At 59.0% G+C, this 24,070-nt stretch carries 29 protein-coding genes; 10 read left to right on the plus strand and 19 right to left on the minus strand.

From position 1 onward, the window contains the following. Window positions 1-23 precede the first annotated feature (23 nt). A complete protein-coding gene (locus tag J3D54_RS01520) occupies window positions 24-878 on the plus strand; it encodes a LysR family transcriptional regulator (RefSeq protein WP_253416409.1) in 855 nt (284 codons plus the stop codon). Between the two features lie 121 nt (window positions 879-999). Here J3D54_RS01520 and J3D54_RS01525 read toward each other — a convergent pair whose 3' ends face one another. From J3D54_RS01525 to J3D54_RS01535, 3 genes are all read right to left on the minus strand, one after another. Beyond that, a complete protein-coding gene (locus J3D54_RS01525; protein ID WP_253416410.1) occupies window positions 1,000-2,235 on the minus strand; it encodes an RNA polymerase sigma factor in 1,236 nt (411 codons plus the stop codon). 76 nt (window positions 2,236-2,311) lie between these two features. Next, window positions 2,312-2,656 carry a YciI family protein gene (locus J3D54_RS01530; RefSeq protein WP_019651728.1) on the minus strand — a complete coding sequence of 115 codons (345 nt, stop codon included), beginning with the start codon at window positions 2,654-2,656 and terminating at the stop codon, window positions 2,312-2,314. A 98-nt stretch (window positions 2,657-2,754) separates the two neighbouring features. Continuing rightward, complete coding sequence (locus J3D54_RS01535) at window positions 2,755-3,180, minus strand: nuclear transport factor 2 family protein (RefSeq protein WP_253416411.1); 426 nt, start codon at window positions 3,178-3,180, stop codon at window positions 2,755-2,757. A 139-nt stretch (window positions 3,181-3,319) separates the two neighbouring features. Between J3D54_RS01535 and J3D54_RS01540 the strand changes: the two genes are divergently transcribed. Genes J3D54_RS01540 through J3D54_RS01550 form a run of 3 tightly spaced genes read left to right on the plus strand, consistent with a single transcriptional unit; the run spans window position 3,320 to window position 5,011 of the window. Further along, window positions 3,320-3,805 (plus strand): GNAT family N-acetyltransferase, encoded by a 486-nt coding sequence (locus J3D54_RS01540; protein ID WP_253416412.1) that lies wholly within the window; start codon window positions 3,320-3,322, stop codon window positions 3,803-3,805. A 19-nt stretch (window positions 3,806-3,824) separates the two neighbouring features. Beyond that, window positions 3,825-4,430 carry a pyridoxamine 5'-phosphate oxidase family protein gene (locus J3D54_RS01545; protein WP_253416413.1) on the plus strand — a complete coding sequence of 202 codons (606 nt, stop codon included), beginning with the start codon at window positions 3,825-3,827 and terminating at the stop codon, window positions 4,428-4,430. Window positions 4,431-4,453: 23 nt separating this feature from the next. Beyond that, window positions 4,454-5,011, plus strand: coding sequence for a nucleotidyltransferase family protein (locus tag J3D54_RS01550; RefSeq protein ID WP_253416414.1), 558 nt, complete (start codon window positions 4,454-4,456; stop codon window positions 5,009-5,011). A 46-nt stretch (window positions 5,012-5,057) separates the two neighbouring features. Here J3D54_RS01550 and J3D54_RS01555 read toward each other — a convergent pair whose 3' ends face one another. The 5 genes from J3D54_RS01555 to J3D54_RS01575 form a co-directional block, all read right to left on the minus strand. Continuing rightward, a complete protein-coding gene (locus J3D54_RS01555; RefSeq protein WP_253416415.1) occupies window positions 5,058-5,399 on the minus strand; it encodes a hypothetical protein in 342 nt (113 codons plus the stop codon). After that, window positions 5,392-5,658, minus strand: a complete 267-nt coding sequence (locus J3D54_RS01560) for a type II toxin-antitoxin system Phd/YefM family antitoxin (RefSeq protein WP_253416416.1) — start codon at window positions 5,656-5,658, stop codon at window positions 5,392-5,394. The genes J3D54_RS01555 and J3D54_RS01560 overlap by 8 nt, the downstream gene beginning before the upstream one ends. A 123-nt stretch (window positions 5,659-5,781) precedes the next feature. Next, window positions 5,782-6,270, minus strand: coding sequence for a GNAT family N-acetyltransferase (locus J3D54_RS01565; protein ID WP_253416417.1), 489 nt, complete (start codon window positions 6,268-6,270; stop codon window positions 5,782-5,784). Window positions 6,271-6,371: 101 nt separating this feature from the next. Continuing rightward, window positions 6,372-6,857, minus strand: coding sequence for a GyrI-like domain-containing protein (locus J3D54_RS01570; RefSeq protein WP_253416418.1), 486 nt, complete (start codon window positions 6,855-6,857; stop codon window positions 6,372-6,374). A 59-nt stretch (window positions 6,858-6,916) separates the two neighbouring features. Continuing rightward, window positions 6,917-7,579, minus strand: coding sequence for a LysE family translocator (locus J3D54_RS01575; protein WP_253416419.1), 663 nt, complete (start codon window positions 7,577-7,579; stop codon window positions 6,917-6,919). A gap of 139 nt (window positions 7,580-7,718) precedes the next feature. Between J3D54_RS01575 and alaC the strand changes: the two genes are divergently transcribed. After that, on the plus strand, window positions 7,719-8,936 hold the full coding sequence (gene alaC / locus J3D54_RS01580) for an alanine transaminase (protein ID WP_253416420.1): 1,218 nt from the start codon (window positions 7,719-7,721) through the stop codon (window positions 8,934-8,936). 118 nt (window positions 8,937-9,054) lie between these two features. Here alaC and J3D54_RS01585 read toward each other — a convergent pair whose 3' ends face one another. After that, on the minus strand, window positions 9,055-10,407 hold the full coding sequence (locus tag J3D54_RS01585; RefSeq protein ID WP_253416421.1) for a GntP family permease: 1,353 nt from the start codon (window positions 10,405-10,407) through the stop codon (window positions 9,055-9,057). 81 nt (window positions 10,408-10,488) lie between these two features. Continuing rightward, window positions 10,489-11,022, minus strand: a complete 534-nt coding sequence (locus tag J3D54_RS01590) for a gluconokinase (protein ID WP_253416422.1) — start codon at window positions 11,020-11,022, stop codon at window positions 10,489-10,491. A gap of 215 nt (window positions 11,023-11,237) precedes the next feature. Here J3D54_RS01590 and J3D54_RS01595 point away from each other — a divergent pair, with 215 nt between their 5' ends. Both J3D54_RS01595 and J3D54_RS01600 read left to right on the plus strand, forming a co-directional pair. Continuing rightward, on the plus strand, window positions 11,238-12,269 hold the full coding sequence (locus J3D54_RS01595) for a LacI family DNA-binding transcriptional regulator (RefSeq protein WP_253416423.1): 1,032 nt from the start codon (window positions 11,238-11,240) through the stop codon (window positions 12,267-12,269). Window positions 12,270-12,333: 64 nt separating this feature from the next. Beyond that, entirely contained in the window at window positions 12,334-12,966 is a 633-nt protein-coding gene (locus J3D54_RS01600) for a glutathione S-transferase family protein (RefSeq protein WP_253416424.1), read from the plus strand. Window positions 12,967-13,110: 144 nt separating this feature from the next. On the opposite strand, the gene J3D54_RS01605 is transcribed toward J3D54_RS01600, so the two are convergent. Further along, window positions 13,111-14,031, minus strand: a complete 921-nt coding sequence (locus J3D54_RS01605) for a LysR family transcriptional regulator (RefSeq protein ID WP_253416425.1) — start codon at window positions 14,029-14,031, stop codon at window positions 13,111-13,113. Window positions 14,032-14,130: 99 nt separating this feature from the next. Here J3D54_RS01605 and gstA point away from each other — a divergent pair, with 99 nt between their 5' ends. After that, window positions 14,131-14,733 carry a glutathione transferase GstA gene (gene gstA / locus J3D54_RS01610; RefSeq protein WP_253416426.1) on the plus strand — a complete coding sequence of 201 codons (603 nt, stop codon included), beginning with the start codon at window positions 14,131-14,133 and terminating at the stop codon, window positions 14,731-14,733. 102 nt (window positions 14,734-14,835) lie between these two features. Here the strand turns inward: gstA and J3D54_RS01615 are convergent, their stop codons facing one another. The 4 genes from J3D54_RS01615 to J3D54_RS01630 all read right to left on the minus strand — a co-directional run bounded on the left by J3D54_RS01615 (window position 14,836) and on the right by J3D54_RS01630 (window position 18,575). Beyond that, window positions 14,836-15,849: an ABC transporter substrate-binding protein gene (locus J3D54_RS01615; protein WP_253416427.1), complete on the minus strand. Its 1,014-nt coding sequence runs from the start codon at window positions 15,847-15,849 to the stop codon at window positions 14,836-14,838. Next, window positions 15,846-16,409, minus strand: coding sequence for a sigma-70 family RNA polymerase sigma factor (locus J3D54_RS01620; protein WP_253416428.1), 564 nt, complete (start codon window positions 16,407-16,409; stop codon window positions 15,846-15,848). Before J3D54_RS01620 ends, J3D54_RS01615 begins: the two co-directional genes overlap by 4 nt. A 239-nt stretch (window positions 16,410-16,648) precedes the next feature. After that, window positions 16,649-17,440, minus strand: coding sequence for a phosphate/phosphite/phosphonate ABC transporter substrate-binding protein (locus J3D54_RS01625; protein WP_253416429.1), 792 nt, complete (start codon window positions 17,438-17,440; stop codon window positions 16,649-16,651). A gap of 193 nt (window positions 17,441-17,633) precedes the next feature. Beyond that, complete coding sequence (locus J3D54_RS01630; protein ID WP_253416430.1) at window positions 17,634-18,575, minus strand: fatty acid desaturase; 942 nt, start codon at window positions 18,573-18,575, stop codon at window positions 17,634-17,636. 340 nt (window positions 18,576-18,915) lie between these two features. Between J3D54_RS01630 and J3D54_RS01635 the strand changes: the two genes are divergently transcribed. Then, the gene (locus tag J3D54_RS01635) at window positions 18,916-19,332 is read left to right on the plus strand and encodes a GNAT family N-acetyltransferase (protein WP_253416431.1); all 417 of its coding nucleotides are present in this window, start codon (window positions 18,916-18,918) and stop codon (window positions 19,330-19,332) included. A gap of 42 nt (window positions 19,333-19,374) precedes the next feature. Here J3D54_RS01635 and def read toward each other — a convergent pair whose 3' ends face one another. The 3 genes from def to J3D54_RS01650 all read right to left on the minus strand — a co-directional run bounded on the left by def (window position 19,375) and on the right by J3D54_RS01650 (window position 21,218). Then, window positions 19,375-19,914: a peptide deformylase gene (def, locus tag J3D54_RS01640; protein WP_253416432.1), complete on the minus strand. Its 540-nt coding sequence runs from the start codon at window positions 19,912-19,914 to the stop codon at window positions 19,375-19,377. Continuing rightward, on the minus strand, window positions 19,911-20,855 hold the full coding sequence (locus J3D54_RS01645; RefSeq protein WP_253416433.1) for a YihY/virulence factor BrkB family protein: 945 nt from the start codon (window positions 20,853-20,855) through the stop codon (window positions 19,911-19,913). The genes def and J3D54_RS01645 overlap by 4 nt, the downstream gene beginning before the upstream one ends. A gap of 171 nt (window positions 20,856-21,026) precedes the next feature. Further along, window positions 21,027-21,218, minus strand: a complete 192-nt coding sequence (locus J3D54_RS01650; protein WP_253416434.1) for a CsbD family protein — start codon at window positions 21,216-21,218, stop codon at window positions 21,027-21,029. Between the two features lie 201 nt (window positions 21,219-21,419). Here J3D54_RS01650 and J3D54_RS01655 point away from each other — a divergent pair, with 201 nt between their 5' ends. Continuing rightward, entirely contained in the window at window positions 21,420-21,797 is a 378-nt protein-coding gene (locus J3D54_RS01655; RefSeq protein ID WP_253416435.1) for a hypothetical protein, read from the plus strand. A gap of 216 nt (window positions 21,798-22,013) precedes the next feature. Here J3D54_RS01655 and fadD1 read toward each other — a convergent pair whose 3' ends face one another. Further along, entirely contained in the window at window positions 22,014-23,714 is a 1,701-nt protein-coding gene (fadD1, locus tag J3D54_RS01660; RefSeq protein ID WP_253416436.1) for a long-chain-fatty-acid--CoA ligase FadD1, read from the minus strand. Window positions 23,715-24,070 lie beyond the last annotated feature (356 nt).

The following is a 24,070-nucleotide window of genomic DNA, read 5'->3' on the forward strand; positions in this document are numbered from 1 at the left end:
AACCATCGATCAAGGCGATAGTCATGGCCTCCCACGAAGTGTTGCTGGCGTTTGTAGAGGCCGCGACCCAAGGCTCGTTTTCCGCTGCGGCGCGCAAGCTCGGGCGCAGTCAGTCGACCATCAGCGCCGCCGTGGCGAGCCTTGAAATCGACCTGAATCTTGCGCTCTTCGACCGTAGCAGCCGCAAGCCGAGCCTGACCCCGGCCGGGCACGTCATGCTGCAACGGGCCGAGGAGATTCTGGCCGCCACCAGCCGTCTGGAAATGACCGCCAGCCAATTGTCCCAAGGCGTCGAGCCAAAGCTGACCGTAGCGATTTCCGATACTTACCAGTCCGACCGTTTCGAAGCGGCGCTCAGTGCCTTCGAGCAGCGTTACCCGGACCTTGAACTTGAATGCCTGATCGCCGAATGCGATGACCTGGTGGCACTGGTGCAACGCGGCCGCGCGCATGTCGCCTTCGCCGAGATGCAGGACAGCTATCCGCCGGATCTGGTCAGTTCAACGGCGGACGAGCGCACGGAAATCGCCCTGTTCGTGTCCCATGCGCACCCGCTGGCGACGCTGAGCGACATCGATCAGGACGTGCTGCAACAACACCGCGAGCTGCGTCTGGCAACGATCGTCAATCCCTATGAAAGTCGCGCGAAGGGGCGCGTCTGGTCAGCGCCGAGTTACCTGATGCTGCTGGAAATGGCCCAGGGCGGATTTGGCTGGGCGCCGTTGCCGCGGTGGCTGGTGGGGCGGTTCGGGGCTGGTTCGTTGGTGGAATTGAAAGTGCGTGGCTGGCCGAAACCGGTGTACGTCGATGCACTGTGGTCGCGTCTGCACCCGCCGGGGCCGGCGGGGAGCTGGTTGCTTGGCAAGATGCTTGAATGAAGGCCCTGCGGACCTTATCGCGGGCAAGCCACGCTCCCACAGGATTGAATCGAATCGCAAAGTGTGATCGCCTCAATCCTGTAGGAGCGGGCTTGCCCGCGATGGGGCCAGTGAAATCACATCACTCCAACGCCCGAAGCCGCCCCTCGATAAACCGCCGCTCCGGCACCTGCTGCGTCAATTCCAGCGCCCGCTGATACGCCGCCTGCGCTTCTTCCACCCTTCCCAACTGCCGGCAAAACTCTGCCCGCGCCGAATGTGCCAGGTGGTAATCCTGCAACTCGCCTCGCGCCAGAATCCCTTCGATCAACGTCAGTCCGGCCTGCGGACCATCGCGTCTGGCCAGCGCCGCTGCGCGGTTCAGTTCGATCACCGGCGACGGCACGGCCCGCAGCAGCACGTCATACAGACCGACAATCTGCGGCCAGTCCGTCTCTGCCGCCGTGGGCGCTTCGGCATGCACCGCGGCAATCGCCGCTTGCAGGCAATAAGGGCCGAAGCGCCGCGTCGTCAGCGCACGCTCAATCAAGGCGCAGCCTTCGGCAATCAGCTCGGCGTTCCACAACGAGCGATCCTGTTCATCCAGCACAATCAGCTCACCGCTCGCGGAGGTCCTGGCCGGGCGCCGAGACTCATGCAACAGCATCAGCGCCAGCAGCCCCATCACCTCCGGTTCAGGCAACAACTCCATCAACAACCGACCGAGACGAATTGCTTCGCGCGTCAGGTCTTCACGGGTCAGCTCACTGCCGACAGACGCCGAGTAGCCTTCGTTGAACACCAGGTAAATCACCCGCAAAACGCTGTCGAGACGCTCGGGCAATTCCGTCAGGGTGGGCACTTGATAAGAGATTTTTGCGTCACGGATCTTGGCCTTGGCCCGCACGATGCGCTGGGCGATGGTGGCCGGTGCCGAGAGAAAAGCCCGGGCGATTTCTTCCGTGGTCAGGTCGCAGACTTCGCGCAGGGTCAGCGGCACTTGAGCGTCCGCCGCCAGTGCCGGGTGACAACAGGTGAAGATCAGGCGCAGGCGATCGTCTTCCACGTCTTCGTCACTCCAGTCGGCCTGCTCCAGCGCCTCCAGTTGAGCGATCAACAACGGTCGGGACGCGTTGAAACGCGCGCGCCGACGCAACACATCAATGGCCTTGAAACGGCCAGTAGACACCAGCCAAGTACGCGGATTGTCCGGCACACCGTCGCGCTGCCAGCGCTCGACCGCGACGAAGAACGCCTCGTGCAGCGCCTCTTCGGCGAGGTCAAAATCGCCGAGCAAGCGGATCAGGGTCGCCAGAATTCGCCGCGATTCTTCGCGGTAAACCTGCTCGACTTGCGCCCGTACCGATTCGCCCGGCATCAGTCCGGCAGGCCTGGGGCCATTTTTCGCAGGACGGATTGCACACTCATAAAAGAACTCCTGTTGTGATAGCTATTCAGACATTCAACTGGCGAACGGGCCGCACCTCGACACAGCCAACCCGGGCCGCCGGAATGTTACCGGCGACCTGGAGGGCTTCATTGAGGTCCTTGGCATCGATCAGGTAGAAGCCGGCCAACTGCTCCTTGGTTTCAGCGAACGGGCCATCGGTGATCGACATTTTGCCGTTGCGCATGCGCACGGTGGTCGCGGTCTGCACCGACTCCAGCGCTTCGGCGGCGATCATCCGGCCGCTGCCCTGGATCGACTCGGCATAGGCCATGCACTCGGCGTCGTTGGGGCTTTCAGGCAACGAGTGCAGCTCGTGCTCGTTGCTGTAGACCAGGCATAAATACTTCATTGGGGCTCTCCATTTCAGGCGGCTTGGCCGTGACCGAATGATCAACTATGGCTGCCGATTGACGCTTTGGCGCTGCTTTCCGATAAACAGTCCGACCATCAGGGTTCCAGGTTGAACAGCGCCGCGCCGCTGGTCATGTCGAACGGAGCCGACCAGTGTTCGTGGACGATCTGCCAGAGCCCTGCTTCCTGCCGATAGCACGCGGTAACGCGCATCCAGCAAGCCTGGGTTTCACCCTTTTCATTGGTGCCGCCGCAATGCGCCAGCCAGTGAGCGAAAGCGATCTCCTGCGACGGCACAATATCGATCTCGTGAAACTCGAAAACATGCGGGCCGGGGCACATCTCCATGCATTCCTGCCAATGCGCACGGTAGGCCGCCTTGCCCTTGAATTGCAGGGCTTTGACGGCATCGAAGGAGACGATGTCGTCGGCGTACAGGGCCATGACCTTTTCCACGTCCTTGGCGATGACCGCCTGGCGGTAGTTCTCGATCAAGTTATGGATGTGTGTCTGAGCGTTCATGAGGGTTCTCCACGTTTTTTGTTGAAGACACCTTTAGTCGTCTGGCGAAAAGCCAAATCGACAACCGAAATAAAAATAATCCATGGAGGCAAACTCGCTAGAATCCTAGGCTCATTTGTGTTGGAAAAAGGACACTCCAGTGACTGCCCGACTCGTGCCTTACGAAAGCCTGAACGCCTTGCAGCGCCAACAGGTCGAGGCCATCGAAATCCACGCCGAACAAATCAGATTCTCCGGCGACATTCACGGTGCGTTGCACACCTTGCTGTCCAAACCCGGCCCTGGCGTCAAAGGCTTTGCCTTGCTGGCCGAAGAGGTTCCAGTGGCCTTCCTGTTGCTCAAGCGCCCGCCGGTGCTGCCGGCCTGGGCGAACGAATACAGCGCCACCCTGCACGCCCTGCAAGTCGATCACCGCGCCCAGGGCAAAGGTTACGGCAAGGCCTGCCTGCAAGCCCTGCCCGAGGTGGCGCGCCAGGCCTGGCCGCACATCAAAGGGCTGGAGTTGTCGGTAGACGCGGACAATGAGTCGGCCATCGCGCTGTATGCCAAATATGGTTTTGTCGACAGCGGCGAAGCGTACAAGGGCCGGATCGGTTACGAACGGCGGATGGGACTGTTTTTCTGATTCGTGGAGGGATAAACGGATGTTGAACTCAATCGAAGCGCTGGAAGCGATCTACGGCCTGCCCCATGACCGCGCGGTACGCAAACAGATCCCGTTTTTGAACGAGGACTATCAGGCGATGGTCCGCGCCTCGCCGCTGGTGATTATCAGCTCGGTGGGCCCCGACGGCATGGACGGCTCGCCGCGCGGCGATACGCCGGGTTTTGTGCGGATCATTGATGAACGCACCCTGGCCATCCCGGATCGTCCCGGCAACAACCGCATCGACACACTGCGCAATGTCGTGCTCGACTCGCGGGTATCGCTGCTGTTCATCATTCCGGGAATTGGCGAGACGTTGCGGGTCAACGGCACGGCGCAGATCAGCGCCGAGCCCGGGTTGCTGGAGAGTTTTGCCGTTAACGGTAAACCAGCGCGCACGGTGATGCTGGTGACGGTGGACGCGGCGTATTTCCATTGTTCGAAAGCGATTGTGCGTTCGGACTTATGGAACCCTGAGCGCTACCTCGACCGCTCTGCCCTGCCGACGGCGGGTGCGTTTCACAAACGGCTGAACGATGGGCAGTTCGATGCCGAGAGGTATGACCGGGAAGCGCCGGCCAGGGTGCGCGATAGTCTTTACTGATTGTTTTTTGGAGGGCGCCGGCAATGGACAACCTCTCAAGGGTCCAGGCAATCATTTCGGGCGACCCCGACCGCTGGCGCCTGCTTCAACTTGTTCACTCCCTGAACTTACCGGATTGCTGGATCGGTGCCGGGTTTGTCAGGAATGCCGTTTGGGATCACTTGCATAACCGGGTTCCGTCCCCGGTCTCGACCGATATTGATGTCATCTGGTTTGACGCCGATCGCTGCACACCCACGGATGACCGACAGTTGGAAGAAGCTTTGCGGGACCTGGATCGAACAGTCAAATGGTCGGTAAAAAACCAAGCCAGGATGCATGTTCAAAACGGCGACCAGCCCTACACGTCCTCGACGGATGCGATGAGATATTGGCCGGAAACAGCAACGGCGGTCGCTGTCAGACTTGTGCAGAACGATGTTTGTCAGGTTGCCGCGCCGTTGGGTCTAGATGATCTTTTTCATTTGACCATCAGGCCTACTGCAAGATTTGTTTCAGATAAGCACATGATTTTTCAAAAGCGCTTCAGATCCAAAGACTGGCTGACGACCTGGCCGCTGCTCAGGCTGGAGAGTGGGTAACTAAAAGGGTTGCCTTGTGGCAACCCTTTTAGAATGTAGCGAACGATTAGAGCAATAGGCAGTAATCGAGCAGTTGCTTCTCGATACTTTGACGCTGGCCGATGACCAAAGCGACCACGACAAGGTTTTCGCCCGGGAATACTTCATACAAAACCCGCTGCCCCAAAGGCAGGTACTCACGAAAATGAGTCACCCCAAGAGACGCTGCTTCCTGACAAACGCCGTAAACATGGGCCTGACTACCGAGAGCCGTGACGATCTGCATGACCAATTGATCGACCATTTCAGCCGCTCTTTTGCGGCCGCATTGCTGAGTCAGATAGTACTCAAGCGAAATCACACCATGTTCCGCAGCGGTCGCAAACTCCACCCTATAGGTTTCAGGCATCGTTATCGTCTTGCAACAATTGACGTCGCTGGGTCAGCCTGTTCAAGAGAGTGTCGCCAGAAATAAGTCTTCCCTGGTCCTTGTCTCGGGAGGCAAACGACAGCAGCTTGATCAGAGCGATCGCCTCGTCTCGACGTTTACGCTCTTCGTAAGACTCGATCACATAGGCCGGAACGCCATTCTGAGTGACCAGCATGGGCTCGGAGAGATCCAGCGCCGCTGCATTTTTTTTAACAAAACTGATTGTTTCAACTCGCATCGTTCACTCCTCTGCTCGCCATCCGAACAGGATGACCAACGCAACAAGGTCTGAATTTAGGCCATTAAAAAACTTATCACAAGAAATCATTTTCTGTGATCGTTCCTGCGTGGGAACGATCACTCAGAGCGCGAGCACCATCTCATGCCACGCCATCCCGCCATGGTCGGACGCCGAAGGCTTGATGTAGGCAAAACCAAACCCGGTATACAACGGAATATGCCGCTCTTTGCACATCAGATGGATGCTGGCCTTGTTCAGGCCGCGCATGCGCTGGATGAACTCACCCATCAAACGTTTCGCCAGGCCCTGCCCTTGATAGTCCGGATGCACCACCACCGACATGATCACCACGTGCGGGCCGGCCGGGTCGTGGCCGATCAGTTCCTTGAACGCCTCGTCCGACATTTCCACCTCAAACGCCGCACCGGAATTGACGAAACCGGCTACAACGCCATCGACTTCGGCGACGATGAAGCCCTCGGGCCAGGTGGCGATGCGGGTGGCGATTTTCTCGCGGGTGGCGGCTTCGTCGCCTTCGTAGGCAACGGTTTCGATGGCGTAGCAGCGGTCCAGGTCAGCGGGGGTGACGTGGCGGATGACGGTGTTCATGGCAGCTCGGAATCAGCGTGGGAAAGGCTGGGATCATAAATTAATAAGGCGTTGATATCGATCAGAGAGGCGGATCGCCGATCCGCCGCTCGACCCGTTCATTACGCTTTGATCGGCAGCCAGATTTCCAGCACGCCGGTGTTGAGCTTCGGGTTGAAGTCTTCGCTGTAGCGTTCGAACTCCGGAGCGTCCGCAGCTTCATAACCGGACTCTGGCAACCAGGTTTTCCAGATGTGCTGAAAGGTTTGGGGCAAGGTATCCAGAGTGCCCTTGTGTTCGAAGACTGCATACTTCTGAGGCTGAACTTCGATCCAGCGGTACTTCTCGGGCAGGTCGTCGAGCTTGCTGATCTCGACGCCGGCGATGTATTCGAAACCGCCCTTTCCATCTGGATTGCAGCAAATGCCGTAGGTTACTTCGCTTTTCTGACCGGGAATTTTGCCGATCTCGGGAATGAATTTCTCCCATAGGTCGGGGATCGCTTTGGTCGTATCCGCAGTAAATCGTCCGCCAAGCCCCGCTATGAGCATGAAGTGCCCGTTTTCAAAGCGTGGTTCAGCCCTTTCGACTTGTTTTTGTCCATCCATGACTCGACTCCTGAAGTGGGTTCGGCTGGGAGTATAGAAGCCAAACCCGATTCGCCCAGTCAGAGCCCCGGAAGCTGCCCGGCGGTGGGTGCACCGATAAACTCGTTGTAACCCGATAGAATCACGTAGACCGCGAAATAGCAGAAGATCGCGGCCGATGCCATGTAGGAATAACGCAGCAGTTTGTCTCCGAGCAACTTGCCGCCATGGCTCGCCGCGAAGCACAGCGTGACGCACCAGAGAATTCCCGCACAGAGAAATCCACCGAGAAACAACGCCGAGCTGAGGGTGCCGCCGCCACCGGAACGGGCAATCAGGGTGCCGCCCACCGCGGCGAACCAGAGAATCGCACTGGGCGACGACATGGCGAGGAAAATCCCCCGCAAGAACTCTTTGCGATGGGAGTTGTGGCCAACGTCGGCGGTCTCGGCCAACACCGCATTATGGTAGATCGCCGAATGAATCATCTTCGCCGCGAAATACAGCAGCAACGCCGACCCGCCGATCCACAACACCCAACGTACGGTTTCGTACTGCAGCAATACGGTCATCCCGGCCAGTGCCAGCACTGCGTAAATCAGGTCACCGACGCAAGTCCCCAGCCCCAGGGCAAAGCCTTGAAAATAGCCGCGCTGCATCGCCAGGGTGATCATCGCGATATTGGCCACGCCGATGTCCAGGCACAGTGAGAGGCTGAGCAGGAAGCCACTGGTAAATTCCATCAACCCGTTTCCTTCGGAAAAAATTGTTCACGTAGAGGCTGGACAGTTTGCCACAGCTGCCCTTACATTCCGCCACAGGCCACCGCAGTGGCCAGCGTCGCTCGGACGGTTCCGGGCGCTTACGTCATCCGAGGCAACAATGGCAGACCAAGGTTCGCCGCGCCGCTTTGCGCGCATAGATCGACTCCCCCCTTACGTATTCAATATCACTGCCGAGCTGAAGATGGCCGCCCGTCGTCGTGGCGAAGACATCATCGACTTGAGCATGGGTAACCCCGACGGGGCCACGCCGCCGCACATTGTCGAGAAACTGGTCACCGTCGCCCAACGCGAAGACACCCACGGCTACTCCACGTCCAAAGGGATTCCGCGCCTGCGCCGGGCGATTTCCAATTGGTACAAGGATCGCTACGAAGTCGACATCGATCCGGAAAACGAAGCCATCGTCACCATCGGCTCCAAGGAAGGCCTGGCGCACTTGATGCTGGCCACCCTCGACCAGGGCGACACCGTGCTGGTGCCGAACCCGAGCTACCCGATTCACATCTACGGTGCGGTGATTGCCGGCGCCCAGGTGCGGTCGGTGCCGTTGATTCCTGGCGTGGATTTCTTCGCTGAACTGGAACGGGCGATTCGCGGCTCGATCCCGAAACCGAAAATGATGATCCTCGGCTTCCCGTCCAACCCCACCGCCCAGTGCGTGGAGTTGGACTTCTTCGAGCGGGTGATCGCCCTCGCCAAACAGTACGACGTTCTGGTGGTGCACGACCTGGCCTACGCCGATATCGTCTATGACGGCTGGAAAGCCCCGTCGATCATGCAGGTGCCCGGCGCCAAGGACATCGCGGTGGAGTTTTTCACCCTGTCCAAGAGCTACAACATGGCGGGCTGGCGCATCGGTTTCATGGTCGGTAACCCGGAACTGGTCAGCGCCCTGGCGCGGATCAAGAGTTACCACGACTACGGCACCTTCACCCCGCTGCAGGTCGCGGCCATCGCGGCGCTGGAAGGCGATCAGCAGTGCGTCAAAGACATTGCCGAGCAATATCGGCAGCGGCGCAACGTGCTGGTCAAAGGCCTGCATGAATTGGGCTGGATGGTCGAAAACCCGAAAGCGTCGATGTACGTCTGGGCCAAGATTCCCGAGGCTTATGCGCACTTGGGTTCGCTGGAATTCGCCAAGAAGCTGCTGGCCGAGGCCAAGGTCTGCGTCTCGCCGGGTGTCGGGTTTGGTGAATATGGGGACGATCATGTGCGCTTCGCACTGATCGAAAACCAGGACCGGATTCGTCAGGCCGTACGCGGGATTCGCGGGATGTTCCGGGCGGATGGGTTGGTCGCAAAAACCAACGGCTAATACAAAACACTGTGGGAGCGGGCTTGCCCGCGATGGCGGACTTACATTCAACATCTTCGTTGAATGTTAAGCCCTCATCGCGAGCAGGCTCGCTCCCACATTTGGTTTTGCGGTGTGTTTAGACGAACAACGACAACAGCAGAATAAAGCCCAGGCCCACCACAGACAGGATGGTTTCCATCGCAGTCCAGGTCTTGAAGGTTTCCGCCACGGTCATGTTGAAGTACTGCTTCACCAGCCAGAAACCGGCGTCGTTGACATGAGACAGGATCAACGAACCGGCACCGGTTGCCAGCACCAGCAGCTCGCGGTTCACACCCGGAATCATCCCCACCACCGGCACCACGATACCCGCGCCGGTAATCGTCGCCACGGTCGCTGAACCGGTCGCGATGCGGATCACCGCCGCCACCAGCCAGGCCAGCAGGATCGGCGAGATCTGTGCAGCCACCGCCATGTGACCGATCACATCACCTACACCGCTGGTTACCAGCATCTGCTTGAAGCCGCCACCGGCACCGATGATCAGGATGATCGCGGCGGTCGGCGCAAGGCTCGAGTCCAGCCATTTGAGCATCTGTTGCGAACCGATGCCCTGCTTGTAGCCGAAGGTGTACAGCGACAGCAGCAACGCCAGCAAGAGGGCCGAGATCGGGTGACCGACCAGGTCCATGAAGGTGCGGAAGAAGTTGCCGTCCGGCAGCACCACATCGGCAAAGGTCTTGAGCAGCATCAGGAACACAGGCGACAGCACGGTGACCAGGGTAATGCCGAAGCTCGGCAGATCGGCGGAATCCGACTCGCGCGCCAGTTGGTCCACCAGCTCCTGGTTCGGATGACCGGGAATGTACTTGGAAATGAACGTACCGTAGATCGGACCGGCGATGATGGCGGTCGGCAGCGCAACGATCAGGCCATAGAGAATGGTTTTACCGATGTCGGCACCAAACACGCCAATGGCCAGCAACGGACCCGGATGCGGTGGAACCAGGCCGTGCACGGCGGACAGACCGGCCAGCAGCGGGATACCGATCTTGATGATCGACACGCCGGTACGACGGGCGACGATGAACACCAGCGGGATCAGCAGCACGAAGCCGATTTCGAAGAACAGCGGGATGCCGACCAGGAAGGCCGCGAACATCATGGCCCACTGCACCTTGTCCTTGCCGAAGGCTCGAATCAGGGTCTGCGCAATCTGATCCGCCCCGCCCGACTCGGCCATCATTTTGCCGAGCATGGTGCCCAACGCCAGGATGATCCCGACGAAACCGAGAACGCCGCCAAAACCGTCCTGGAATGCCTTGATGATGGTGCCGATCGGCATGCCGGAGGTCAGCCCGAGGAACGCAGCGGCGATGATCAATGCAATGAATGGGTGAAACTTGAATTTGGTGATCAGGAAAATCAAGCCGATCACCGTGACCACTGCATCGAGCAGCAGAAACGTCTCGTGGGACATGCCAAACATGGGGGGTGTCTCCTGTTTGTTGTTGTTATTAAAGCGGTTATTCAGAAGCCGTCAGGACAGCGCTATCTTTTTCAGCAAAACTCAACTGGCGAGTTTCAAGCCGTGATCGAGCCACCAACGGTGGGCCTGAGCGGCCAATTCGTCGACGCTGTAACTTGAAGCATCCAGAGCCAGGGTCAGCGGCTCACCAACGGGCGATTCAAGGGTGGCGAACTGGCTGTCGATCAGAGTCGACGGCATAAAGTGGCCCGGCCGATGGGAGACACGATCAGCGGCGACTTCAGGGGTCAGCTCAAGGAACACAAAGCCCAGGCCCGGCATGGCACTGCGCAAGCGTTCGCGGTAACTGTGTTTGAGGGCCGAACAGGTCAGCACCGGGCGCTCGCCGCGGGCATCGACGCGGCGCAGCTCATCGCACAGGCTGTCGAGCCAGCCGGCACGGTCTTCGTCGTTCAGGGGGATACCCGCGCTCATCTTTTCGATATTGGCGGCAGGGTGGAAAGTGTCGCCTTCAATGGCGGTCGCGCCGCTGAGCTGGCACAAGGTCTGGCTGACGCACGTCTTGCCGCAACCGGCAACGCCCATGATGACCAGGGCGGTGATGGGATGATTCATGTAACACCTCAGCGCGCAGACAGCGCTACCTTTGCTACGTAGAACGCTAGTGCAAAAGCAGATGTTGCCGACGCCTTCTTGTCATTTTTGTGGGTTGCAGCATGTTCGTTCTCGATACCGAAAAACGAGGATCAGGCAAACCCCGCTGACGCATTTGCAGCTGCATCGAGACAGCGCTACCTTAGTGCCTTGAATTTTGTTTGGCAAGCCGTCCGATGAATACCCCTAAAAACGATAAAAATACACGCACCACTGGCCGTCCCACCCTCAACGAAGTCGCACGCCTGGCCGGTGTCAGCCCGATTACCGCCTCCCGCGCCCTGCGTGGCGTCAGCACGGTGGCCACCGAACTGGTGGAAAAAGTCCAGAAGGCCGCACTCGAACTGAACTACGTGGTCAACCCCGCCGCCCGCGCGCTGGCCTCGGCCCAGAGCCATTCTGTCGTGGTCTTGGTGCCCTCGTTGTCCAACTTGCTGTTCATCGACACGCTGGAAGCCATCCATCAGGTTTTGCGACCCAAGGGCTTCGAAGTGCTGATCGGTAACTTCCATTACTCGCGCGAGGAAGAAGAAAACCTGCTGCGCAACTACATGGCTTATCAGCCTCGCGGCTTGCTGCTGACCGGTTTCGACCGCACCGAAAGTTCGCGGCGGATGATCGAGGCCAGCAACATTCCCTGCGTCTACATGATGGAACTGGACAGTGCGGCGGGACTCAATTGCGTCGGCTTTTCGCAACTGGCCGCTGGCGAAACGGCGGCCGAGCACTTGCTTTCCCGTGGTCGTAAACGCCTGGCCTACATCGGTGCGCAACTGGATCAGCGCACGCTGCTGCGAGGCGAAGGTTTCCGTCGTGCGCTGCAAAAGGCCGGTTTGTATGATCCTGATCTGGAAGTGCTGACCCCACGCCCCTCCTCCGTCGGTTTGGGCGGTGAGCTGTTTCTGCAATTGCTGGCCAGTCATCCGCAGGTCGATGCGATTTTCTTCGGTAACGACGACCTGGCCCAAGGCGCACTGCTCGAAGCCCTGCGCTGCGGCATCAAGATCCCCGAACAAGTAGCGATCCTCGGCTTCAACGACCTGCCGGCCTCGGCCCACATGGTCCCGCGGTTGAGCAGCATCAGCACCCCGCGAGAAGCCATCGGCCGGCGTTCGGCGGAGTTGATGCTGACCTTGATGGCCGGCAATTCGGTGGCCAAGCCGGTGCAAGACATGGGGTTTGAATTGAAGGTGCGCGAGAGTACCTGATACGCAATCGTCCCTTTGCTCGTGCTAGATTCTCGGCACCTGTAACAGCAAACGGAGAAGCTCAATGGGACATGCGCTGAAGATTTTGGGTCGGGCCTCGTCAATCAACGTCAGAAAGGTCCTGTGGACCTGCGACGAACTGGGCGTTTCCTACGAACGGGAAGACTGGGGCAGCGGTTTTGCCTCGACCCAGCGTCCGGAGTTTCTCCAGCTCAACCCTAACGCACAGGTGCCGGTGCTCATCGACGAAGCCGGCGTGCTGTGGGAGTCCAACACCATCTGCCGCTATCTGGCCGGCAAATACCAAAACACCGATCTGTTGCCCATCGAGCCGGCGGCTCGCGCTCGCGTGGAACAATGGATGGACTGGCAAGCCACCGAACTCAATCCGTCCTGGGGCTACGCCTTTTTTGCGCTGGTGCGGCAATTGCCGAACTTCCAGGACTCGCAGCGGATCACCGATGGCGTTCGCGGCTGGAACGCGAAAATGGGCATCCTCGAACAGCAACTCGCGTCGACCGGTGCGTATGTCGCCGGACCTCGGTTCACCCTGGCCGATATCCTCATCGGCTTGTCGGTCAACCGCTGGCGCATGACCCCGATGGAGCGTCCGGACTACCCCGCCGTCGACGCCTATTGCCAACGACTGGCGCTGCGGCCGGGGTTCATGGCACACGCCTGTAATGGCGTGCCTTGATTGCACCTGAACGATTTACCCGGCCCAGCTCCGGCGCAAGACACAAGCGGGCTTGCCCGCGATAGCGGAATGTCTGTCAACGAATGTGTGAATGTGACGCCGCCATCGCGGGCAAGCCCGCTCCCACATGGATTGCGACCGATATTACCCACCAATGGACGTTTTCCAACTCGCCGACTCGTCAGGCGATAACGGACGGTCCGCGAGCATATCCAACAGCGCCTGCACTGCTGCCGTTGGTGCTTTGTCGGGCGCAACCACCAAGGCAAACTCGCGATCGATACGCGGCGTCACCGGCACTATCCGCAGGCCTTGGCGATGGGTCGGCAGGGTCATTTCCGGTACCAGGGTTACACCGATGTTTTCCCGCACCAAGGTGAACGCACTGCTCCACTCTCGCACCTCGGCCCGCACATCCAGCAATTGCAACCCGGCATCAGCCGCCAGGCTGCGGGCATTGGTCGAACACCCCCCCGTGGCCAGCACAAAGGGTTGCTCCGCCAGTTCCACCAGTGAGACGCCCTCTTCGTTCGAGCGACGCGCCAAAGGATGGCCACCAGGCAGAACCGCCACCCAGGCATCACGCCCCAAACGCCCGGCATTGCGCGCGGGCGCCGGGTTCAACGCCACGCCGACATCCACCAGCCCGGCACTGAGCAACGTTTCCACTTCATCGTCGCTGACCTCCAGCGCCACCACTTGAATGCCGGGATACAGCCGATTGAACTGGCGCAGCAGTGGCGGCAGAAAGGTCGCCAGCACCAAAGGAAAACTGGCCAGACGAATCGTCCCGCGCTGGATGCCTTTAGCGGCGTCGACGGTGCTGCGAATATTTTCCAGGGCACCGAGCATGGTTCGCGCCTGTTCGATCACCGGCAAGCCAATGGCGGTTGGCAAGGTCTGGCGGTTTTCCCGGCTGAACAGCTGAACGCCCAGGGTTTCTTCGATCAAGGCCAGTGCCTGGCTGGCACCCGATTGGGTCATGCCGACCCGCTCAGCGGCGCGGGTAATGTTGCCGGTATCGGCCACCGCCACCACCATTCGCCAATGCATCAGGTTCATCATGGCAGTAGCTTTCCTAATGGTAGTTTTCTGAAAGATTAATTTTACCGAGGGTGCCGCGCACTATGACACTGGCGCAAATCCGCAACCAGAGCCCTGCCCATGAAGTTGTATTACGCCCCGCAAGCCTGCTCATTGGCGCCGCACATTGTGCTGCGTGAACTGGAGCTGCCATTCGAGCTGGTCCGCGTCGACAACAGCAGCAAGAAAACCGTCACCGGCGATGACTTCCTCGCCATCAACCCCAAAGGCTACGTCGCGGCATTGCAACTGGATAACGGTGATGTGCTGACCGAAGGCCCGGCGATCCTGCAGTACCTGGCGGATCTGCACCCGGAGGCAAACCTGGCACCGGCGAGCGGAACGTTCGAGCGGGTGCGGTTACAGGAATGGTTGAACTTCGTTTCGACCGAGATTCATGGTGGGCTGGGTTGGCTGTTCAATCCGCAGTTTCCGGACGAGGTGAAGGCGCTCATCAAAGAGAAGCTGTTCAAGCGTTTTGCCGTGTTGAACCGGACACTGGAGCGGCAGGATTACTTGATGGCCGGCCGGTTCAGTGTTGCCGACGCGTATCTGTTTACCGTATTGCGTTGGGCGCCCTTGTTCGGGATTGATATGAACCAATGGCCGGCGTTGGCACGGTTTCAAGCGCGCAATGATCAGCGGCCAAGCGTGAAAGCGGCGTTGGCGGCGGAGTTAGCGTAAGGCTTTAGATCGCTTCGCGGGCAAGCCCGCTCCCACAAGGTCACCACTGTTCCCTGTGGGAGCGGGCTTGCCCGCGATAGCTATCTGTCAAACTCTGCTGGACTACAAACTCGAACTCACCTTCGTGGCCACCTCACCCGGCACCCACCCCTTCCACACCTGCGGCTGATCGCGCAAAAACGCTTCGGCGACCTGACGCGGTGGCTGGCGTTTTTCGCTCATTTGCGCAAGCGTCTGGTTCAGCAGATCGATCGGCAAATCGACCTTTTCGAAGAACGCCACCAGGTCCGGGTACTGCACCTTGAACGGTGCCGACACGCCGATGGCCAGGCTGGCCGGCATCGAACGCGTGCCCTTGGGATTCGGATGATTAGCATCGGCCAGGGTTTTCCAGGCTTGCGCGTCGAACGACGGCTCTTCGAGTTTCACCAGTTTGAAGCGCCCCAACAGTGGCGTCGGCGACCAGTAGTAGAACAGCACCGGTTTGCCACGGCGGATCGATGAAGCGACCTCGGCATCCAGCGCCGCGCCGGAACCGGTGCGGAAGTTGACGTAGCTGGCGGTCAGGTCATAGGCCTTGAGTTTCTGGCTGTTGACGATCTCCGACGTCCAGCCGGTCGGGCTGTTGAGGAAGCGTCCGCGGCTTGGGTCTTCGGGGTCGCGGAATACGTCCTTGTAGCGGACTAGGTCGGCGACGGATTTCAGCTCCGGCGCCAAGGGTTTAATGCCACGTTCCGGGTCGCCCTTGATCACGTATTCCGGCACCCACCAGCCTTCAGTGGCGCCTTTGACGGTATCGCCCAAACCAAACACTTTGCCCTCCGATGCCGCCTTGACCCAAGCCGGACTGCGCCCGGCCCACTCTTCGCCGATCACCTGGATGTCGTTCTTGGCCAACGCGGCTTCGAGGCTGACGGTGCTGCCAGGCAAGGTGTCGGTCGGATAGCCATAACCTTTCTCGACGATCAGCCGCAGGATCTCGGTGATCAGGCTGCCGCTTTCCCAGGTGATGTCGCCGAAATGGATGGGTGTGTGTTTTTCAACGGCGGGAACATGGCCAGCCACAAGGCTCAGGGCCAGCAGCGAACTGCCGAGCAGGTTTTTGATCGATCTCATGCGGACCTCCGGGTCTGGGGTGTTCGGTTCAAGGACGTTCGGTTCAGGGGTTCGTTGGCGCTGTGCAGCGCGCACAGCGCCTGGGAACGGGTCATGTAAACGCTGACCGAACGCTGGGAAATGCCCAGTTCGGCGGCGATTTGCGGGTAGGTCAGGCCGTCGACTCGCGACAACAGAAACGCTGCCCTGACCTTGCCTGGCAGGCGGTCGAGGGTTCGATCCAGGCGCTTCAGGGTCTGGGAGAACTGCGCCAGGTCTTCAGGCGATGGCCCGCCGACCGGGTCACCCGGCAGTAATTGCTCGAGGTGTTGGCGCTCCAGATCCCGGCGGCGCCACAGCTGATAAATCAATCGCCGGGCGATGGTGGTGAGCAAGGCGCGGGGTTCGCGAATCGGCGCCAGGCCTGGCGACTCGAGCAATTGCACGAAGGTTTCGGCGGCAATGTCTTCGACACTGGGACTGGCCCCCAGATGTCGGCGCAGACGTAAGCACAGCCAGGTGTAGTGGGCGCGGAACAATCCGCCCACGTCGTTGCGATGGGAAAGGTTGGCGCCGGACATAGGGGCTCCTTGGGCTAGGGGTCGCTGAATGTCCGGTGATCCGGTGGCGCGATCCTAGCAAGGAGCCTTATTCGTTAAAAATACTTAAAAAGAATTTTTATATTCCATAAATGAATTTACATAAATGGCGCCTGATACATCGCTATCGCGGGCAAGCCACGCTCCCACAAGTCCACCGAAACTCTGTGGGAGCGTGGCTTGCCCGCGATTGATGGGACTGTCGGCACAATCCTCAAGCCTCATCGCAACCGACCATACCCCAACGCTTCGGCCTCTTGCTGGTAGTCGAGCACGACCTGATAGTCGCTCTCGCTGGCGGGCAACACTTCTTGCAGACCCAATGTCTCGGCGACGTCGGGCAGTTCCTTCAACGTCTGATTCATCACCTGTCGAAGCTGTTCAGCCTGCTCATCCGTGGTGCCTGCGGCTGCGATGTATGGCAACGTCGGACTGAATGCCGTGCGCGCCAATACTCGCAGGCCCGTGAGTTCTGCCTGGGCATACTGCGCCAGGTAGGCGAAGGTCACGCTGTCGATGGCGGCCAGGTCCGCCAGGTTCTCACGCAGCCAACGCAGGCTTTCGCGGTGGCTGCCGCTGATGGCGACACGGGAAAAAAACTGCCCGTCGCGGTGCAGCGGCGCCAGTCGGTGACGCAACAGATTCATGCCACTGTTGGAGTCTTCGCCGTTGATCACACCACGGCTGCCGCGCAAGGCCGCCAAGGCCCTTCGAGGGTCATCGGCGCGAATCAGCAACAGGCTGCAATGGCTGCCGCCGTTGCTGTCCGGGAGTTCATAGCGAGGACGACCGATGACCCGGACGCGACCGCGCAAGGCGGTCATCAAGGGGTAGCCGCAGGTTTGGGTCAGCAGCAGATGCGGGGATAGCCAAAGGTCCATCAGCGACAGCCCTTCGGCATCGAGGCGAGTGCTGCCAAGGCGTTCGACGATCTGCGTCAGCCAACGCTCGTTGGCCTGGCGGATCGGCTCGGGGGCGATGTACATCAGTAGTTCTGCGAGGTGTTGTGTCATCGAAACATTCCCATACAACGAAAGTCCCCTGTAGGAGAGCCTGTGTGGCGAGGGGGCTTGCCCCCGTTCGGCTGCGCAGCAGTCGTAAAACCATTGCATGCGGTGTACCTGATACACCGCGATTGCAGGTTTTAGGGCCGCTTCGCAGCCCAACGGGGACAAGCCCCCTCGCCACAGGGGAACTCATGCGCAATTAGTGAAACGGATGCCGCGGGCTGTCAATCGGCCTCACCCCATGCTGACGCACCCACTGGCCATAACCCTGCACCAGAAACCCGCCACTGCGCGCCAGCCATTGCTCGCGATGCGCGCGGTACACCCGTGGCAAGTCGTACCAGGGCAGCCCCGGCAAGTCGTGGTGCACCAAGTGCAGATTGAGGTTCAGAAACAGCCAGCGCCACGGCCAAGCCGCCTCATTGATGACAGTGCGTTGCTCCGGTTGTGCACGGGGACGGTGTTCATAGTAGGAGCGAATCATCGCAATCGACAGCGCCGGCACGCTGATCAGCAACAGGTACTGCCAGACCGGCAACACGCTGTAGCGTGCGATGAACGCCAGCAACAACAGAGTCAACGCACCGTGGCTCAGCCACATTAACCAGGCTTGGCGCTCACCCGTTTTCAGCCGTTGCAGCTCCTCCCGCGCCAGCGCCAGCAAGGCCAGTGGCGCACCGAGGACCAAGCGCCCGAGCACGGTTTTGTTCAGCCAGTGCAGGCCCTGTTCGAACAGCGAACTGCGCTGCCACTGTTCAGCGCTCAGGTAACGGCTTTCCGGGTCGCGACCGGGGATGGTCAGGTCTTCGTCGCGGTGATGCAGCAAATGGCTGTCGCGGTACAAGGTGTAGGGATACCAGACCGCAAACGGCGCATAACCGAGGACTTTATTCAGCATTGGCCAACGGGTGGGATGGCCGTGCAGCAATTCGTGCTGCACCGACAACCACAACACCAGCAGTGGAGTCAGCAACAACGTGCTCCACCAGAGCCCCAACCGGGCGCTGCCCAGCACAATACTGAACCAGCCGACGTAAACGCCGATCAGCAGCAGCCAGGTTGGCCACTCGGTGCGCGCAGTGAAACGTTGGCGCAGGGTTTCGATTTCTTTACGGTGGGCAGCGTCGAAGTAATGGGGCATGGCTTTGCTCAGAACGGGAACCAGTCCCCCTCTGTGCTACGGCGCCGGGATTTCTTGCAGATTGTTTGGTTATTTCGATAGACGCAAAAAACAGGAGCCCGAGGGCTCGGGCTCCGTGGACGCGGGATCAGTGGCCGAACACATTCACTTTCTTGGCCTTCTTGTCCGCGCGTTTTTCAATCGCGGTTTTCGTCGGCTTTTTCTTCGCGGCTTTCTTTGAATCCATACCTTTGGACATGATGCGTACTCCACTCACAGGGGATGTGAGATCAGGTATACACCTATCCCGGCGCGCGTGTTCTTTTATAATCTGCGCCCTGCCCACCGACTGTCCGAGCCCATGCCCAACACCCAGTACACCTTGCTCGACGAGCCATTATGGCCGTTGATGAACAAGTTTTACCGCGCCCACCAATCGTCGATGAAAGCGGTGCGAGACGCTCAATTGTGGGTCGCCAAACGTGAAGAGATCATCGCGGCACTGTGTTTGCGGCCGGTGGCCGGCGGGCATTGGCTGACCGGGCTGTTTGTTGACCCGAGCTGTCGCGAACAAGGGATCGCCGCGACGTTGATCGCTCATGCTGTCAAGCACCTTGAAGAACCGGTCTGGCTGTTCTGCCATCCGGATTTGCGTGGCTTTTATGAGCGTCGCGGTTTTACCTTCGACCCACCCCTGCCCTACGCCTTGGCCGAACGATTGAGCCGTTATGCGCGCAGCAAGCCGATGATTGCCATGGGCCTGGAACCGACACATTAAATATCCATGAAGATCAAATGTGGGACATTGGTTTTGCGGCGGTCAGTCGTCCGCGGTCGGATCAAGGTCCGGGAACATCACTTCGGTAAACCCGAACTTGCTGAAGTCTGTGATACGCGAGGGGTATAACCGGCCGATCAGGTGATCGCATTCATGCTGCACCACCCGCGCATGAAATCCCGAGGCAATGCGCACGATCGGCTCGCCCTTGGGATCGAAGCCTTCATAGCGAATCTGCTGATAGCGATCCACCGCACCGCGCAGGCCTGGCACCGACAGGCAGCCTTCGAAACCTTCTTCGAGGGTCGGGCTCAATGGCGTGATCAGCGGATTGATCAGAATCGTCTGCGGCACTGCTTCAGCGTCGGGATAGCGTTCGCTGTGCTCAAAACCGAAGATCACCAGTTGCAGGTCGACACCGATCTGCGGCGCGGCCAGGCCGACCCCGCCGACGCTTTCCATGGTCTGGAACATGTCGTCGATCAGTTGCCACAATTCGGCGCTGTCGAACATTTCCGCCGGCACTGGTGGAGCGATGCGCAGCAGGCGTTCATCGCCCATTTTCAGAATTTCACGGATCATTTTATGACTTCGTCAGTGGTCGGCTGGATTGAGTGATCTCGTCCCAGTCCTGACACATGCTGTTTGGGTTCTTCGTGCACCTTTTCGCCAGGTTTCTTGCCTTCGGACGACATGTGCTCGATCACCGCGTTCATTTCCGCTCCGAGCAGCAGCACCGCGGCGGAAATATAGAAATACAGCAACAACACGATGATCGCGCCGATACTGCCATACATGGCGTTGTAGTTGGCGAAGGTTTTAACGTACAGACCGAAGCCCAGCGAAGCGACGATCCACACCACCACAGACAACACCGCACCCGGGGTGATGAAGCGAAACTCTTGTTTGACGTCGGGCATGACGTAATAAATCAACGCCACCGCCATCATCAACAGAATAACGATCACCGGCCAACGCGCGATGGTCCAGACCGTCACGATAAAATCTTCGAGGCCCACTTGCGACGCAATCCAGGCCATCACCTGCGGCCCGAGCACCATCAGCGCAGCGGCGGCCAGCAGCATGCCGGCGATGCCGATGGTGTAGAAAATCGACAACGGAAAACGCTTCCAGATCGGACGGCCTTCGACCACGTCGTACGCGGCGTTCATCGCACTCATCATCAGCCGCACACCGGCGGACGCGGTCCACAGGGCGATCACAATACCCACCGAGAGCAAACCACCCTTGGATTGCTGGAGCTGGTCGATCACCGGGTTCACCTGTTCCAGCGCCTGGGGCGGCAGCACCAGTTCCGATTGCAGGCGCAGCCAGGAGAAGAAGTCCGGCAAGTGCAGGAAGCCGATCAGGGCGATCAGGAACAAAATGAAAGGAAACAGCGAGAACAGCATCTGATAGGCGAGCGCCGAGGCATAGGTCGACATCTCGTCAGCGACGAACTCGGTGACCGTACGCATCATCACGCGATGCAGGGGCAGACCTTTCATGGTCGGGAAAAACATTAGCGTCTCCTTTCGCCGCAAAAAGGTGGATGTCATGGCGACTCAGGGGGCCGTTTTCTACAACAAAGTAGCCTACTTGGCGACTTTGAAACAATTTCCTTGCTCAAGTTCAAGCTGACACAAAAACGGCCATCCGTGGATGGCCGTTTACATTACTCGTCAAACGCCGGGTTACGCCTTATCGATGCCTTTTTTGAGCGCATCCTTGGCTTTGCCGATCGCTTGCTGAGCTTCGCCCTTCTTCTCTTGCACCGCGCCTTCGGTGCGCAGTCTGTCGTTACCAGTGGCCTTGCCGACGCCTTGTTTGACGTTGCCGGCCGCTTCGTTTGCCATGCCTTTAACTTTATCGCCAGTGCTGCTCATGGTATTTCTCCTGTGAACATTTCAACGGGGAAAGTCATTACACAAGAATTGACCGGGGGCTTTGGTACGGAGTTTCATTTATTTTCCAACAGAACATTTCATGATTCTGCACAGGTTAGGCTTTATGTTTGCGGGCTTTGCCCCGAGAATGCGCAACGTATTCAGGCCATGGCGCTGAAGATCCAATCCCGTAGGAATGCTATGAAACTCGATAAAAAACAGGCCATTGCCCGCAGAAACCAGGAACTCGGCGGTGCCGTGCTTGGCATCAACAACTGCCACTTCACCGAATTGAACCGCAACCGCAATATTTTCTGGTTCGATATCCCGGTCGCGCGCCTGGCCATTGGTCAATACGAATGGATTCACTTGCTGATGCACACCCCGGATACCGACGAACTGCTGCACCTGAAAGTGCCGACGGTGTTCCTGCGCGAAAAGCTGGAAGGCCTGGTGGTGCGTAACCAGGGCAAACGCAAGGCTGCATTGAGCCTGGAACTGAGCGCCGACAAGGACTCATACCTGCAGGACATGCGCCCGGCGGGTACCAACGTCAATTTTGCGCAGTTCCGCCAGTAATCCTCTCAAGCAATCAAAGAGTCCCCTGTGGCGAGGGAGCTTGCTCCCGCTGGGGTGCGTAGCGCCCCCAAATCAGGCACCTCGACTCACCTAATCAGGCCGCGGGCTGCTTTTACGACTGCTGCCCAGCCGAGCGGGAGCAAGCTCCCTCGCCACAAAAACGCACTTCACACTGTTTTAAACAAAAAGCCCCGCATCCGCGGGGCTTTTGTTTGGCTAGGCGCCTACTTTTTTCAGGCCCAGCTTCTTCAGCTCTTCGTCGCGCAACTCGCGGCGCAGGATCTTGCCGACGTTGGTGGTCGGCAACGCGTCGCGGAACTCCACCGCTTTGGGCACCTTGTAGCCGGTGACGTTGGCACGCATGTGCTCCATCACCTGTTCCTTGGTCAGGGTCACGCCCGGTTTGGCGACGATGAAAATCTTGATCGCCTCCCCCGACTTCTCGTCCGGCACGCCGATGGCCGCGCATTGCAGCACGCCCGGCAGGGTCGCCAGCACGTCTTCCAGTTCGTTGGGGTACACGTTGAAACCGGAGACCAGGATCATGTCTTTCTTGCGATCGACAATGCGCATGTAGCCATCGGGCTGAATCAGTGCGATATCACCGGTCTTCAACCAGCCTTCGCTGTCGAGTATTTCATCGGTGGCTTCCTGTCGCTGCCAGTAGCCCTTCATGACTTGCGGACCTTTCACACACAGTTCACCGATGCCGCCCAACGGCTGCTCAACACCGGCATCGTCGATGACTTTGCACCGGGTCGAGGGCACCGGGATACCGATGGTGCCGATCTGGATGTTCTGGCTCGGGTTCACCGTGGCCACCGGGCTGGTTTCGGTCATGCCGTAACCTTCGCAAATCGGGCAACCGGTGACCGCTTTCCAGCGCTCGGCCGCCGCCAGTTGCAAGGCCATGCCGCCGGACAGGGTGATTTTCAGGTTCGAGAAATCCAGCTTGCGGAACGCTTCGTTGTTGCACAACGCAACGAACAGCGTGTTCAAACCAACGAAACCGCTGAACTTCCACTTCGACAGTTCCTTGACCATCGCCGGCAAGTCGCGCGGGTTGCTGATCAGGATGTTGTGGTTGCCGATCAGCATCATCGCCATGCAATGAAAAGTGAAGGCATAGATGTGGTACAGCGGCAGCGGCGTGATCAGGATCTCGCAACCTTCGTTGAGGTTGGAGCCCATCAGCGCTTTGCACTGCAACATATTCGCCACCAGATTGCGGTGGGTCAGCATCGCGCCCTTGGCCACGCCGGTGGTGCCGCCGGTGTATTGCAGCACCGCCACATCGCTACTGGCCGGGTTGGCTTCAGCCACTGGCTGGCCATGCCCCTTGCTCAGCACGTCGTTGAATTTGATGGCCTTGGGCAAGTGATAGGCCGGGACCATCTTCTTCACGTATTTGATGACGCTGTTGATCAGCAGTCGCTTGAGCGGCGGCAGCAGATCGGCCACTTCAGTGACGATCACGTGCTTGACGCCGGTTTTCGGCACCACGGTCTGGGCCAGGTGCGCCATGTTGGCCAGGCAGACCAGGGCCTTGGCACCGGAGTCGTTGAATTGGTGTTCCATTTCCCGCGCGGTGTACAGCGGGTTGGTGTTGACCACGATCAGCCCGGCGCGGATGGCACCGAAGACGGCGACCGGGTACTGCAACACGTTGGGCAATTGCACGGCGATTCGATCGCCCGGCTGCAAATCGGTATGCTGTTGCAGGTAAGCGGCAAAGGCACCGGACAATTCGTACAGTTCACCGTAAGTGATTGTCTTGCCCAGGTTGCTGAATGCCGGTTTGTCAGCGAAGCGTTGGCAGGATTGCTTCAACACTGCTTGAATATTCGGGTACTCGTCTGGATTGATCTCGGCAGCAATTCCAGCTGGGTACTTATCCTTCCAAAAGTCTTCGATCATGGAAGCCCACTCCTCAGCAACGCGAATTCAACACCGCATTTGATGCGATTATTATTGGTGTGTTTTATAGGTGAGTCTGGCTTTACACAGGCCGAGAAGTCACAAAGCGCGCCGAGAGTAGCAGCTTTGCCAAGGGCCGACTAGAGCCTAAATCAGCCTCCACAGTCACTTTAATGACTCAAGACAAATAAGCAGTCATTTTAGAGCAAAAAACCTATAAACCTTTGAAAGCCGCTGAAATCGGGACTTTCATCCTCATAAAATCTTCGCGGGCAAGCCTCGCTCCTACTGTTCGCGTCATTCATGAAATGAACGCCACTGAACCTGTGGGAGCGAGGCTTGCCCGCGATCCGCGC

Source organism: Pseudomonas sp. GGS8 (assembly GCF_024168645.1).
Classification (GTDB): domain Bacteria; phylum Pseudomonadota; class Gammaproteobacteria; order Pseudomonadales; family Pseudomonadaceae; genus Aquipseudomonas.

What these genes read in the sequence shown, in the direction of transcription:
- J3D54_RS01520 (WP_253416409.1), top strand. Translation starts at nt 24, where the DNA reads ATGGCCTCCCACGAAGTGTTGCTGGCGTTTGTAGAGGCCGCGACCCAA.
- J3D54_RS01525 (WP_253416410.1), bottom strand. Translation starts at nt 2,235, where the DNA reads ATGCCGGGCGAATCGGTACGGGCGCAAGTCGAGCAGGTTTACCGCGAA.
- J3D54_RS01530 (WP_019651728.1), bottom strand. Translation starts at nt 2,656, where the DNA reads ATGAAGTATTTATGCCTGGTCTACAGCAACGAGCACGAGCTGCACTCG.
- J3D54_RS01535 (WP_253416411.1), bottom strand. Translation starts at nt 3,180, where the DNA reads ATGAACGCTCAGACACACATCCATAACTTGATCGAGAACTACCGCCAG.
- J3D54_RS01545 (WP_253416413.1), top strand. Translation starts at nt 3,825, where the DNA reads ATGTTGAACTCAATCGAAGCGCTGGAAGCGATCTACGGCCTGCCCCAT.
- J3D54_RS01550 (WP_253416414.1), top strand. Translation starts at nt 4,454, where the DNA reads ATGGACAACCTCTCAAGGGTCCAGGCAATCATTTCGGGCGACCCCGAC.
- J3D54_RS01555 (WP_253416415.1), bottom strand. Translation starts at nt 5,399, where the DNA reads ATGCCTGAAACCTATAGGGTGGAGTTTGCGACCGCTGCGGAACATGGT.
- J3D54_RS01560 (WP_253416416.1), bottom strand. Translation starts at nt 5,658, where the DNA reads ATGCGAGTTGAAACAATCAGTTTTGTTAAAAAAAATGCAGCGGCGCTG.
- J3D54_RS01565 (WP_253416417.1), bottom strand. Translation starts at nt 6,270, where the DNA reads ATGAACACCGTCATCCGCCACGTCACCCCCGCTGACCTGGACCGCTGC.
- J3D54_RS01570 (WP_253416418.1), bottom strand. Translation starts at nt 6,857, where the DNA reads ATGGATGGACAAAAACAAGTCGAAAGGGCTGAACCACGCTTTGAAAAC.
- J3D54_RS01575 (WP_253416419.1), bottom strand. Translation starts at nt 7,579, where the DNA reads ATGGAATTTACCAGTGGCTTCCTGCTCAGCCTCTCACTGTGCCTGGAC.
- alaC (WP_253416420.1), top strand. Translation starts at nt 7,719, where the DNA reads ATGGCAGACCAAGGTTCGCCGCGCCGCTTTGCGCGCATAGATCGACTC.
- J3D54_RS01585 (WP_253416421.1), bottom strand. Translation starts at nt 10,407, where the DNA reads ATGTTTGGCATGTCCCACGAGACGTTTCTGCTGCTCGATGCAGTGGTC.
- J3D54_RS01590 (WP_253416422.1), bottom strand. Translation starts at nt 11,022, where the DNA reads ATGAATCATCCCATCACCGCCCTGGTCATCATGGGCGTTGCCGGTTGC.
- J3D54_RS01595 (WP_253416423.1), top strand. Translation starts at nt 11,238, where the DNA reads ATGAATACCCCTAAAAACGATAAAAATACACGCACCACTGGCCGTCCC.
- J3D54_RS01600 (WP_253416424.1), top strand. Translation starts at nt 12,334, where the DNA reads ATGGGACATGCGCTGAAGATTTTGGGTCGGGCCTCGTCAATCAACGTC.
- J3D54_RS01605 (WP_253416425.1), bottom strand. Translation starts at nt 14,031, where the DNA reads ATGATGAACCTGATGCATTGGCGAATGGTGGTGGCGGTGGCCGATACC.
- gstA (WP_253416426.1), top strand. Translation starts at nt 14,131, where the DNA reads ATGAAGTTGTATTACGCCCCGCAAGCCTGCTCATTGGCGCCGCACATT.
- J3D54_RS01615 (WP_253416427.1), bottom strand. Translation starts at nt 15,849, where the DNA reads ATGAGATCGATCAAAAACCTGCTCGGCAGTTCGCTGCTGGCCCTGAGC.
- J3D54_RS01620 (WP_253416428.1), bottom strand. Translation starts at nt 16,409, where the DNA reads ATGTCCGGCGCCAACCTTTCCCATCGCAACGACGTGGGCGGATTGTTC.
- J3D54_RS01625 (WP_253416429.1), bottom strand. Translation starts at nt 17,440, where the DNA reads ATGACACAACACCTCGCAGAACTACTGATGTACATCGCCCCCGAGCCG.
- J3D54_RS01630 (WP_253416430.1), bottom strand. Translation starts at nt 18,575, where the DNA reads ATGCCCCATTACTTCGACGCTGCCCACCGTAAAGAAATCGAAACCCTG.
- J3D54_RS01635 (WP_253416431.1), top strand. Translation starts at nt 18,916, where the DNA reads ATGCCCAACACCCAGTACACCTTGCTCGACGAGCCATTATGGCCGTTG.
- def (WP_253416432.1), bottom strand. Translation starts at nt 19,914, where the DNA reads ATGATCCGTGAAATTCTGAAAATGGGCGATGAACGCCTGCTGCGCATC.
- J3D54_RS01645 (WP_253416433.1), bottom strand. Translation starts at nt 20,855, where the DNA reads ATGTTTTTCCCGACCATGAAAGGTCTGCCCCTGCATCGCGTGATGATG.
- J3D54_RS01650 (WP_253416434.1), bottom strand. Translation starts at nt 21,218, where the DNA reads ATGAGCAGCACTGGCGATAAAGTTAAAGGCATGGCAAACGAAGCGGCC.
- J3D54_RS01655 (WP_253416435.1), top strand. Translation starts at nt 21,420, where the DNA reads ATGAAACTCGATAAAAAACAGGCCATTGCCCGCAGAAACCAGGAACTC.
- fadD1 (WP_253416436.1), bottom strand. Translation starts at nt 23,714, where the DNA reads ATGATCGAAGACTTTTGGAAGGATAAGTACCCAGCTGGAATTGCTGCC.